Source organism: Nocardiopsis alkaliphila YIM 80379, assembly GCF_000341005.1.
Classification (GTDB): Bacteria; Actinomycetota; Actinomycetes; order Streptosporangiales; family Streptosporangiaceae; genus Nocardiopsis; species Nocardiopsis alkaliphila.
The window spans coordinates 1-11,502 of sequence record NZ_ANBD01000107.1 but is presented as its reverse complement, the minus strand read 5'-3'; the positions used below and the strand labels follow the sequence as shown (position 1 = coordinate 11,502).

The following is an 11,502-nucleotide window of genomic DNA, read 5'->3' as shown; positions in this document are numbered from 1 at the left end:
CCCGCCACGGCACCGGCGGCCGCTCCGAAGGCGGCGGCGACGGCGGTCTCGTGGCCCGTCTCGACCTGTACCAGGGTGGCCAGGCCACCGAGCATGCCGGGCAGGTCCGCTTCCAGGAGGGTGCCGGCCCCGTCCTTGTGCGCCAGGCCCAGTTCCAGGGCTTCCTTACGGGCGGCCAGGGCGGCGCGCTCGCCCTCGGCGGTGCGTTCGTCGTCGCGGAGCCGGTTGAGTTCGGTCTCGGCCGCGGCCAGTCGTTGGGCGAAACGTTCCTGGGCTTGCTCGAGTTCGGCGTCGCCCTCGTCGAGTCCGGCGGCCTCCTCCCCGGCCATCTCGTATTCGGCCTGGGCCGCCACGGCGCGTTCGGCCGCTTGTCGAGCCGCTTCCTCCAACCTGGCGATCTCGGATTCGTGAGAGGACAGGCGGCCACGCAGACCTTCCACCCGGGCGGCCAGCCGCACGATGCCCTCGCGGCGTTCGGCGGCGGCGCGGGAGGCGGTCTCCAAGCGGCGTTCCTCCCGATGCAGGGCGTCCTCGGCCGCGGAGCGTTCGGTCACGCAGGCCTCCAGGACCTCACGTGCCTCTTCCAGTCGGGTTTGGAGCTCCTCCTCTTGGGCGGCGGCCTCCTCGGCCTCCATCTCCAATTCTTCGGGGTCGCGCCGACTGAGGATCTCGCCCTGCACGGCCACCAGGTTCTGATGGCGTTCGGTGGCCAAACCTCGTACGGCGTCCAAGCGTTCGGTCAGACGAGAGAGCGCGTGGTAGGTATCGGTGGCCCGGGCCAGGGTGGGCGCGGCGGCGGCGGCCTGTGCCTCCAACTCGGCCTCACGCTCTTGGGCCTGCTTGAGAGCGGACTCGGTGGCACCGCGTCGAAGCAGGACCTCCTTCTCGTCCGCTTCCTCCTTACTGAGCTGTTCGGTGAGCGTGACGATGTCGTCCGCGAGCAGGCGCAGACGGGCATCGCGCAGGTCGGCCTGGATGACGGCGGCCTTACGAGCCAGTTCGGCCTGTCGTCCCAGGGGTTTGAGCTGGCGTCGCAGTTCGGCGGTGAGGTCGGTGACACGGTCCAGGTTGCCCTGCATCGCGTTGAGTTTGCGGATCGCCTTCTCTTTGCGCTTGCGATGCTTGAGGATGCCCGCGGCCTCCTCGATGAGGGCGCGACGTTCCTCGGGGCCGGCGTGCAGGACCGTGTCCAGCTGGCCCTGCCCGACGATGACGTGCATCTCCCGACCGATACCGGAGTCACTGAGTAGGTCCTGGATGTCCAGCAGTCGACAGGTGTCGCCGTTGATCGCGTACTCGGAACCACCGTTACGGAACATCGTCCGCTTGATGGTGACCTCGGTGTAGTCGATCGGCAGGGCGCCATCGGTGTTGTCGATGGTGAGACTGACCTCGGCGCGGCCCAGGGCCTGACGGGTGGAGGTACCCGCGAAGATCACGTCCTCCATCTTGCCGCCGCGTAGGGACTTTGCCCCCTGTTCACCCATCACCCAGGAGAGGGCGTCGACGACGTTGGATTTACCCGAGCCGTTGGGCCCCACCACACAGGTGATGCCCGGCTCGAAACGAAGGGTGGTGGCCGAAGCGAACGACTTGAAGCCGCGCAACGTCAGATTCTTCAGGTACACCCCACACCCCCCACGATGGTCACCGCGTTCGGCCACGGGCGATCCTCACCGAGCCGACAATCAAGGGTGCCACGAAGTGGGGGCCGAAGAGGGAGGTTAGGGCTCTTCAGCGCGATGAATCACGCCACCGTGGACAGCGAAGACGGGGAAGGGGACGTCCGGCGAACACGTGGGGTTGCCCTCGAGTACGCCGGGTACAAAGTACAAAGAAGCCGCAAAGTCAAGGAAAGGAAGCGGAAATTGGTGGCCGAACAGGGCCCGGCCGTCGATCCGCCCAGGGACGCCAGTTCCATCCTCGGCGTCCCCGTCAGTGGATCGACAGATCTGATTCGTTCCGCCGGCGCGGATCCGAACGGGTGATACGGGTCAGGCGAGCGCGGGCTCGCGGTCGGTCGCGTTGGTAGCGACGTCGGTGACGGCCATGCTGAGCTGGTCGTTCTGTGCCTGGAGACGGCCGATCTCGTCCTCCAGGTCGCGTACCCGCTTCTGAAGCCGTCGCATTTCCGAGACCATCCGAGGGTCGGAGCCGCCGACGTGGCCAAACAGAGCCTTCGCCATGATGTGGGTCCTCCACACTGAGTGACCAGTGATGATACGCACGTGTGACGTCCCGGAACGGATTCGGCTCTCAACCGGGGTTCCGGGTGGAAGGTGCGCGGTGTGTCTTCAAGAGTCTCACCATGCGCGTCGCTGGTCAAGATTTGATTACAACGGTCCGTAACGGCCACATCCCAGCCCAACGGCATCAGGGCATGTGGCATCGCACGATGCGAGCGTGGTCCACCCCGGCGGAGCCGTTACCCGACCAGATGAGCGCCCGTCGTGCGACCGACCCGCTCCGTGGTGGTGCACTCGAATCGCGTTACCTTTCCAGGATACTCAACGTTCGACGAAGCCGGCGAAGGCACCCCCGGCCTTGCTCCAACGTTCCACCACGGAATCCACACGACCCGGTGTCGCACCGCTCTTGAGGTGCTCCAAGAGCTGTTCACAGTCGCTCCGAGATCCTTCCGCGACGACCTCCACACGGCCGTCGTCCAGATTCGTGGCGGCTCCTCGTAACCCGATCTCCAGCGCACGAGAACGCGTCCACCAGCGAAAACCCACGCCTTGAACCCGTCCGCGCACCCATACGGTCAACCGGACCGGTTCATCCTGCCCTCCCACGGCCAGGGCACCCCCTTACCTCGTGGAGATATTTTCCTCACCCACACGCCAGAACGCCCTTACCCAGCACCCGATCGACGGTCTTCACAAGGGTTCAGCCAGACGAACGGGGTGGCCTCTGACAGCTCGGGCAGCTGAACGAGGAACGATTCATGAACGCTTCTCGTACGATCGCGGTCCCGCAGCGACCACAGGGTTCGTCCCGCCGTCCATACGCGTTCAGTCCGCGCTCGAAGTAACCGCTCTCCCCGTTGACGTTGACGTATAGACCGTCGAAGGTGGTGCCGCCCACCTCCAGCGCCTCGTTCATCACGTCGCTCACGTGGCCGAGTAGCTCCAATGCCTGGGCGTTGGTCAGCCCCCGGGTGGAACGGGCCCAGTGCAATCGGGAGCGCCACAACGCCTCGTCCGCGTAGATATTGCCCACACCACTGATCAGCGACTGATCCAGCAGGGCCCGCTTGACCTCGGTCCGCCGGGCCCGTAGTGCCCGCACGAACGCCTCCGGAACGAATTCCGCGTCCAGTGGGTCCAAGGCGATGTGGTCCACCGAAGCGGGTACCTCGGCCCGCTCCCCCGGCTCATCCACCATCAGGTGGCCGAAGGTGCGCTGGTCGACGAAGCGCAGTTCGTTTCCGTCCGACAAGGCCAAACGCACCCGCAGATGCCTCTCGTCCGGTTTGCCCTGCGGCTGCACCAACATCTGACCGCTCATGCCCAAGTGCGTCAGGAGCATTTCACCGCCGTCCAGCACCAACCACATGTACTTGCCACGACGGTGTACCGCCGTCGGCGCGCGACCCACCAGGCGATCGACGAAATCGGCGGGGCCGAGCAGGTGCCTGCGCACCGAACGGGCGTGCAGTACCTGAACGGCCTCGATTCGACGACCCACCGCGTGTTCGCTCAGGCCCCGGCGCACCACTTCGACCTCGGGAAGTTCCGGCACGACTCAGCCCTGCCCGCCGCGGCCCTTGGACTTGTCGCCCTGGCCCTTGCCCTGAGCCGCGTCGACCTCCGAACGGGCACGGATGGCCTTCCACGCCGACTCGGCGGCCTGCTGTTCGGCCTCCTTCTTGCTGCGCCCCTCGCCCAATCCATGGCTCTCCCCCGCCACGCGCACCGTGGCACGGAAGGTCTTCTGGTGGTCGGGACCACTCTCGTCCACGTGGTACTCGGGCACACCCAGCATCTCGGCGGCGGTGAGCTCCTGCAGCGAGGTCTTCCAGTCCAGTCCGGCGCCCAGCCCCGAGGCCTTGGCGATCAACGGGTCGAACAGGCGGTGCACGAACTCCGAGGCCATGTCCAGACCACGGTCGAGGTAGACCGCTCCGATGATGGCCTCCAAGGTATCGGCGAGGATGGAGGACTTGTTCCGCCCCCCGGTGCCCTCCTCACCACGTCCCAGCCGGATGTACTCACCGATGCCCAGCCCACGGGCGACGTCGGCCAGCGCACGCATGTTCACCACGGCCGCGCGCAGCTTGGCGAGTTGGCCCTCCGGTAGGTCCGGGTGCTTGCGAAAGAGGGTGTCCGTGACCACCAGACCCAGCACGGAGTCACCGAGGAACTCCAGGCGCTCGTTGGTGGGCAGACCGCCCTTTTCGTAGGCGTAGGAACGATGGGTGAGGGCCCGGAGCAGGATCTTGGGGTCGACCTCGACCCCGATCGCCCGGTGGAAGGACCTGGCCTCGGATGCGGAGAGTTGGCTTGCCACGGCGTTCGCTTCCCTGTCGGACGCGCCGAAGCGCGCGAGGTGGTGGGGCTCCCTCGACCCGTCCGGTGCGCTCGAAAACGAGGTGATCGTCGCGGGAGCCTGCGCTCCCCCGGCGGCCACCACGATCTCGGGAGCCTCGGGTGGAGAGGGTGGGATTCCCCTGTTGTCGGAGTTCACTCTACAAAGATCGGGCGACGAAGGGTGCGCCAGGTGGTTCCGGCGCCCCGCCTTCACACGGCGAAGCGGGGCGGATCCCTCGGTGGGTTCCGCCCCGCTGAGACACGAAGACCGGGTTCGGGCACCAGGCCCGCGGCCTCCATCGTTAGGCCGGGTTCGTGACCTGGCGGTTGTTGTAGGTGCCGCAGGTCGGGCACGCGATGTGGGGCTGCTTCGGGTCACGGCAACGCGGGCAGTTGACCAGCACCGGGCGCGACGCCTTCCACTGGGAACGGCGGGTCCGGGTGTTGCTCCGCGACATCTTCCGCTTCGGGACGGCCACTTCAATCCTCCTGGGTCACCCCCGCGCGGTCGCGGGAGGTCGCTTATCTGGTCACCCCGCACGCTGTCGCGGGGAGGGTGTGCTCCGATCGATCGGGCCCTGGGGCACCGTGGGCGACCGGCTCACGAACTCACTGCCGGCCGGGGTCCTCCGCGATCTTGCGGAGCGCCTCCCAACGCGGGTCGACGCCGTCGCCGTGCCCGTGTTCGGGTCCGGCCTCGGCGAGTTTGACGCCACACTCGGAGCACAGGCCGGGGCAGTCCGGGCCGCACAGTGGCGAGAGTGGGAGCGCGAGAACGACGGCGTCTCGAACCACCGGTTCGAGGTCGAGCAGGTCGCCCTCTAGATAGTAGTCCTCATCCTCGTCGCCCGAGTCCTCGTCACCGGTCTCGGTGCTCCCGTCCTCTTCCCCGGCATAGCGGTACATCTCCTGGAAGCCGGCTTCCAGCTCCTCGGACAGGGGGTCGAGACAGCGGGAGCATTCGGCGGTGAGGCGCCCGGTGACGGTCCCGGTGACCAGGACCCCCTCCATGACGGCCTCCAGGCGCAGGTCCAACTCGATCTCCTGGCCCTCGGGCACACTCGCCATCGCCGTCTCGAACCCTTCGGTGAGGGTCACGATACGGTTGACGGTCCGCATCGACCCCGGCTGGCGACCCAGCGGACGGGTGTCGACCACGTACGGGTCGCGGGCATCTAGACGAGACAGAGTGATCGCGCTTTCAAAGAAGAGGTGGCGGGGCCGGGCGCGCGCTCGCCGACGCTTGCGCATCGGTCGTTCACGGTGGTGCTGACCGGCCTGAGCGCACGCCGAGGACCGGCGACGCCCGTGGTCGAACGCTGATTCTACCTACCATGTCCCCGAGCACCCAAATCAGCCCTCCGGCGGGCCCACCCCTCGGCGCCCGAACCGGGCCCGAGCCGGGCCCAGGACTACGGAGCGTACTTCTCCTTGAGTCGCTCCTGTACGTAGGGCGTGACCAGGCTGGAGACGTCGCCACGGTGCTGAGCGATCTCGCGCACCAGACTGGACGACAAGAAGGAGTACTGCGGGTTGGCCGTCATGAACACGGTCTCCACCCCGGAGAGCCGGTAGTTCATCTGGGCGATCTGTAGCTCGTAGTCGAAGTCGCTGACCGAGCGCAGACTGCGCACGATGGTCTGGATGCCGTTCTCCCGGCAGAAGTCGACGAGCATCCCGTCGAACTCGCTGACCCGTACGTTCTCGAACTCGGAGGTGCCCTCGCGGAGCATGTCGAGCTTCTCCGGGACGGTGAACAGGCCCCGCTTGTTGACGTTGTTGAGTACGGCGGCGATGACCTCGTCGTACTGTTTGGCGGCTCGACCGATGATGTCGATGTGACCGTAGGTCACCGGGTCGAAGGAACCCGGACAGACGACTTTGCGCACGATGGATCGCCCCTCTCCAGAACTACTCACGGGTACCGCGATCGTAGGGGCTCATTCCCACGCCGATTCGGGCAACACCCACTTAGTGCCCACATTCACCCATATATGGGCTTGAAGAAGAGCGCTCCATGGCCGTTCGCCAGTGCGTTGGCCGTCAAGGTTCACCGGCTCGGCCCACTCCCCGTGGTCTTGCTGCCAGAGGCAAGAGCAGCCCAGATGAGAACCTGTGAGTCCCACCGGCAACGCTTCCGCCCTAGCACTACTGGCTCGTCCGCGCGTACCAGAGGATCGCCTCGCCGTACTTGCGGCTGCGATCGAGCTCGAACCCCTTGGGCCAACGCGGTTCCGGGCCACGCTTGGAACGCTCCACCACGGCCACCGCGTCCCGCGCCAACCAGCCCTGTGCGAGCAGATCCCTCAGGACCGAGGCCAATTCGTCCTCGGTGACCGGGTAGGGCGGATCGGCCACGACCAGGTCATAGGGCTCCCCGACGCCGCCCCGCGCCAGCACTCGCTCCACCCGGTCCGTCACCAACCGCGCGCCGGGCAGCCCAAGGGCCCTGATGTTGGCTTCGATCACCTTGGCGGCCTTACGGTCCGCCTCCACCAACAGGGCGTGCGAGGCGCCCCGGGACAGGGCTTCCAGACCGATCGCCCCCGACCCCGCGTACAGGTCCATGACCCGCAGCCCATCGAAGGTGCCGAAGTCGGATTGGACGGAGGCGAACAACGCCTCCCGGGCACGGTCACTGGTGGGCCTGGTGGTGCGGCCGTCGGGGGCGTCGATGCGCCGACCGCCCGCCACCCCGGCGATGATGCGGGTCATACGCACCACGGTATGCGGCTCAGGTCTTGTCGAGGTATTCGGCGCGTTCCTCCGGGAGCAGGGCCGCCAAGGCCTGCGCCAAGGGTGGGTGGGCGGTCAGCGCCGGGTCCTGCTCCACGTACTGGGTGGCCGCTTCCTTGGCCTTCCCGATGAGTTCTTCGTCGTAGAGCAGGGTGAGCATCCGTAGGCTGGACCGGGCCCCCGACTGGGCGTCGCCCAGGACATCGCCCTCCCTGCGCATCTGGAGGTCGGCGCGCGACAACTCGAACCCGTCCGTGGTCGAGGCCACCGCCGTCAGCCGTTCCCTGGCCGGAGTGCCCTCCTCGGAGTCGGTGACCAGCAGACACAGACCGGGCAGGCTCCCACGACCGACCCGACCCCGCAACTGGTGCAACTGGGAGATCCCGAACCGGTCGGCGTCCATGATCACCATGACGGTGGCGTTGGGCACGTCCACACCCACCTCGATGACGGTGGTGGAGACCACCACGTCGGTCCGGCCCTCGTTGAGACGACCCATGACCGCCTCCTTGTCCTCCGGGGCCATCCGTCCGTGCAACGCCTCCACCCGCACGTCCGCCAACGGCCCCTTCGTGAGCCGGGCCACTACGTCCAGCACGGCCAACGGCGGCCTGGCCCCGGGAAGTTCCCCCTCCGGTGGGGCCTCCACCTCGTCGTCACCATCACCGATCCGAGGGCAGACCACGAACGCCTGCCGCCCCTGGGCCACCTCCTCACGGATCCGCTCCCACGCACGGGTGAGGAAGTGCGGTTTCTCACTCGTGGGAACCACGTGCGTCGAGATGGGGGAGCGCCCCTGTGGCAACTGGGTCAGGGACACCACGTCCAGGTCCCCATAGACGGTCATCGCGACCGTACGGGGGATGGGCGTGGCGGTCATCACCAGCACGTGCGGGCGTCCGTCGGTGGCCTTCTCCCGCAGGGCGTCACGCTGTTCCACACCGAAGCGATGCTGCTCATCCACCACCACCAGGCCCAGGTCGGCGAAGGAGACGTGTTCTTGAAGCAGGGCGTGGGTGCCCACCACGATCCCGGCGGTGCCCGAGGCGGCTTCCAGCAACGCCTCCCTGCGAGCGGCCACGCCCATGGAACCGGTCAGGAGGGTCACCCTCGTGGCGTGCTCCGCCCCATCGATCTGCCCGGCCCGTCCCAAGGGCCCGAGCATGGCGCGGATGGAACGGAGGTGCTGCCCGGCCAACACCTCGGTGGGAGCGAGCAGGACGGCCTGACCACCGGAGTCGACCACCCGCAGCATCGCGCGCAGGGCCACCAGGGTCTTGCCCGCGCCCACGTCACCCTGCAGTAGACAGTGCATGGGGTGGGTGGCGTCGAGACGTTCGGCCAGGCTCCGCCCCACCTCGCGCTGCCCTTCGGTGAGGGTGAACGGCAACCGTGCGTCGAAGGCGTCGAGTATGCCTCCGGCCATACCGGGGCGGGGCTTGGCGGGCATCTCCTCCGCCCGCCGCCGACGCTGGGCCAGGGCGAGCTGGAGAACGAACGCCTCATCCCACTTCAGTCGGCGCCGCGCGGCCTTGAGTCGATCCATGTCCTTGGGCCGATGGATCCGGGTCAAGGCCTCGTACACACCGAGCAGTCCCTGTTCGGTGCGCAAAGAAGGCGGGAGGGGGTCGGGGATGTCGATCGCGTAGTCCAAGGCCACTTTGATCGAACGGGCGATGGTCGCCGAGTCCAACCCCTTGACGGCCGGGTAGACCGGGATGATCTCGTCGGCGTAGGCGCGGGCGGCATCCCCGTCCAAGCCGTCCTCTTCGAGCAGCACGTACTCGGGATGGTCGAGTTGACGGCGCCCCTTGAAGGTGGAGACCCGGCCCGAGAACATGGCCAGTCGCCCCGGCACCAGGGCGCTCTGGTGGTAGGAGCCGCGGTTGAAGAAGGTCAGGTGCAGCCGGCCGGTTCCATCGGTGACGGTGGCCTCCATCATGTCCATACGGCGACGGCCCTGGCGAGCGGGAATGGTCTTGCGCCGGGCGTCGAGGACCTTGGCCTGCACGGTCACGTCCTCACCCTCGCGTAGGAGGGCGAGATCGGTGAGGTCTCCCCTGCGGTCATAGCGGCGCGGGTAGTAGCGCAGCAGGTCGCCGAGGGTGTGCAGGTCGAGTTTGTCGGCCAAGGCCTTGGCCGTCCTGCCGCCGAGCGGTCCCTTGCGCAGCGGCTCGTCCCAGGTGCTCACTGTCGTCCCCGTCCTGGACTCGTGCGTCGATCCCTCGCCACGGTAGACCGCCGGTGCGACGTCCGAGGCCCATGGACGGAACGATCTCCGAGTTGGCGTCCGCCCCCCGCGACGGGGGTATACTCGTCAGAGTTCGTCGTGTTCTCGCCATGCCCGCGTGGCTGAGCCCGATGCTCCGGTGGGGGTGCCGCAGGCTTCGGCCGCACCATGTTCCACCGTTGCGCGAACGGATGCCGTCCAGTGGCCCTGATGCCATTCTCGGGCAGTTCCTTCGTGTACTCTTCCAAGGTTGGCGTTCGCGCCGACCTGTCCGCCCGACCTTCCCCGGTCGGATGAACCTTCGCGTGCGGCGACGTGCGCGATCCCTAGCGCTTGAATGGAGTTACCGTGGCTTCCGTCTGCGACGTCTGCGGCAAGGGACCAGGGTTCGGTAACAGTGTTTCCCACTCGCACCGTCGCACCCGCCGCCGCTGGAACCCCAACATCCAGACCGTTCGCACCCGCGTGGGCGGCACGCCCAAGCGTGTGAACGCTTGCACTTCGTGCATCAAGGCCGGCAAGGTGACCCGCTGAGGCGATCCGGCCCGTAGCAGCGAACGAAGACCCTCCGACTTCACGTCGGGGGGTCTTCTTCGTATGGGCCATGTGAAGGGTGCGAGAGTGTGCCCGGCGAGGACTGTCGAGGCCGGTGGTGTGATCGCTTCAGAGCTCGCAGACGTGCCCGTTGAGCGAGCAGCGGATCGGGCTCTGCGCGGGACCGACCGCGTCGAAGGTGAGCGAGACCGATTCCCCTGGTTCCAGTGCGGCCTCGGCCCCGGTCCTACGAGCCAGGATTCCGTCCTCCAGGGGTTCCCAGTCGGCGTCACGCACCTCGGTGACCTCGGCGCTTTCGAAGGCCAACGCCAACTCCCAGGCCTGGAGCGTCGTGTCCGAGGTGTTGGTGACGGTGACGTGTCCGGTGAATCCGACCGTGGTGCTCTCCAATAGCCGGTAGACCACCGTGGTGGGTTCGGTTCCGGCCTGGGTCTGCGGACCGTCGGCACCCGGTGAGGGTGTGTCGTCGACCTCGGGGGCGGACGGAACCGCATTGCCCGGTTCGCCTTCGTCTTGGGGCCCGGGGGTTTCCGTGGCGCCAGGCGCGCTCCCGAATTGCAGGTAGATCTGGGTGGTGCTGTATCCGAACAGGATCAGCCCCAAAAGGATGCCGGAGACGACGAGGACGTTGAGCAACCGGGGAGGTTCGACCCGTTTGGGGACCGTGCTCTGGAGGAGGCCGCCGAACCGCCGCAGAGCACCGGCGTCCTGCGGTTCACTACGGTGGGCTCCACGGCGAGCACCACGTCGCCTAGCCATGTCGCCTCATAAACCGCCTCTCGACGCTATTGCGCTCCGCGATGGCACAGCCTAGCGCGATCACCAAACAGGACAAATCCAAATGGCTCACTCCCGTCGGAAATGATCCCATCCCCCACCGCTCATCACGTTTCCGTCCACGGTGACGATAGCGGTTTCCCCGTCCGCGCCTTCCTGAACGGGCATCACGGTCCCCACCGTGCGCCAATGCGCCGGCAGGTCCACCTCTGGTGGAAAGGTCGCGGCCAAGGCGTGGTCCTCCCCACCCACCAGCATCATCGCGCGGGCGGCCTCCGAGACGCCGCGCGCACCGAGTCCGAGTACTTCGACCGCTTCCAGGAGCGCGGGATCGGGATCGAAGGCTTCCGAAGCCAAGTCCAGGCGCGCCCCACTGCTCCGGGCGATGTGCCCCAGGTCTTGGAGGAGGCCGTCACTGACGTCGAGCATGGCGGTGGCACCGAGCCGGGCCGCCTCGGGACCGGACGCGTAGGGCGGGCTCGGCCTGCGGTGTTCGGCCAGGCAGGAGGCGGGCCCCTCCACCCCGTGTTCCAACAGGGCCAGCCCGGCCGCGGACAAGCCCAGGTGACCGGTGTAGGCGACCACGTCACCGGGCCGGGCGCCGTCGCGCCGTACCGGTGTGCGCCCCTCCAGGTCCCCCAAGGCGGTGACGGCGATGGTCAGCACCTTTGA

13 protein-coding genes are annotated in these 11,502 nt (G+C 67.5%); 1 reads left to right on the top strand and 12 read right to left on the bottom strand.

All coding sequences use genetic code 11. From position 1 onward, the window contains the following. The 10 genes from D472_RS0115590 to recG form a co-directional block, all read right to left on the bottom strand. The coding region (locus D472_RS0115590) for a chromosome segregation SMC family protein (RefSeq protein ID WP_033303969.1) at positions 1–1,628 on the bottom strand (1,628 nt) is incomplete at its 3' end. Between the two features lie 366 nt (positions 1,629–1,994). Continuing rightward, complete coding sequence (locus D472_RS0115585) at positions 1,995–2,186, bottom strand: hypothetical protein (protein ID WP_017605407.1); 192 nt, start codon at positions 2,184–2,186, stop codon at positions 1,995–1,997. Between the two features lie 321 nt (positions 2,187–2,507). Then, on the bottom strand, positions 2,508–2,795 hold the full coding sequence (locus D472_RS0115580) for an acylphosphatase (RefSeq protein WP_017605406.1): 288 nt from the start codon (positions 2,793–2,795) through the stop codon (positions 2,508–2,510). A 94-nt stretch (positions 2,796–2,889) separates the two neighbouring features. Further along, positions 2,890–3,744, bottom strand: a complete 855-nt coding sequence (mutM, locus tag D472_RS0115575; RefSeq protein ID WP_017605405.1) for a bifunctional DNA-formamidopyrimidine glycosylase/DNA-(apurinic or apyrimidinic site) lyase — start codon at positions 3,742–3,744, stop codon at positions 2,890–2,892. A 3-nt stretch (positions 3,745–3,747) separates the two neighbouring features. Beyond that, positions 3,748–4,512 (bottom strand): ribonuclease III, encoded by a 765-nt coding sequence (gene rnc / locus D472_RS0115570; protein ID WP_026117731.1) that lies wholly within the window; start codon positions 4,510–4,512, stop codon positions 3,748–3,750. 322 nt (positions 4,513–4,834) lie between these two features. Then, positions 4,835–5,011, bottom strand: coding sequence for a 50S ribosomal protein L32 (gene rpmF, locus D472_RS0115565; protein ID WP_013151268.1), 177 nt, complete (start codon positions 5,009–5,011; stop codon positions 4,835–4,837). Between the two features lie 130 nt (positions 5,012–5,141). Further along, complete coding sequence (locus D472_RS0115560) at positions 5,142–5,690, bottom strand: YceD family protein (protein WP_026117730.1); 549 nt, start codon at positions 5,688–5,690, stop codon at positions 5,142–5,144. A 254-nt stretch (positions 5,691–5,944) separates the two neighbouring features. Continuing rightward, complete coding sequence (gene coaD / locus D472_RS0115555) at positions 5,945–6,421, bottom strand: pantetheine-phosphate adenylyltransferase (RefSeq protein WP_017605402.1); 477 nt, start codon at positions 6,419–6,421, stop codon at positions 5,945–5,947. Between the two features lie 259 nt (positions 6,422–6,680). Beyond that, positions 6,681–7,247 (bottom strand): 16S rRNA (guanine(966)-N(2))-methyltransferase RsmD, encoded by a 567-nt coding sequence (gene rsmD / locus D472_RS0115550; protein ID WP_017605401.1) that lies wholly within the window; start codon positions 7,245–7,247, stop codon positions 6,681–6,683. A gap of 19 nt (positions 7,248–7,266) precedes the next feature. After that, positions 7,267–9,459 (bottom strand): ATP-dependent DNA helicase RecG, encoded by a 2,193-nt coding sequence (gene recG, locus D472_RS0115545; protein ID WP_017605400.1) that lies wholly within the window; start codon positions 9,457–9,459, stop codon positions 7,267–7,269. Positions 9,460–9,846: 387 nt separating this feature from the next. Between recG and rpmB the strand changes: the two genes are divergently transcribed. After that, a complete protein-coding gene (gene rpmB / locus D472_RS27670) occupies positions 9,847–10,032 on the top strand; it encodes a 50S ribosomal protein L28 (RefSeq protein ID WP_013151263.1) in 186 nt (61 codons plus the stop codon). A gap of 129 nt (positions 10,033–10,161) precedes the next feature. Here the strand turns inward: rpmB and D472_RS0115540 are convergent, their stop codons facing one another. Together D472_RS0115540 and D472_RS0115535 are read right to left on the bottom strand one after the other, a co-directional pair. Continuing rightward, on the bottom strand, positions 10,162–10,812 hold the full coding sequence (locus D472_RS0115540; RefSeq protein WP_017605399.1) for a cellulose binding domain-containing protein: 651 nt from the start codon (positions 10,810–10,812) through the stop codon (positions 10,162–10,164). An 87-nt stretch (positions 10,813–10,899) separates the two neighbouring features. Then, positions 10,900–11,502 (bottom strand): AIR synthase-related protein (locus tag D472_RS0115535; protein WP_017605398.1); only part of this gene is annotated, 603 nt, incomplete at its 5' end.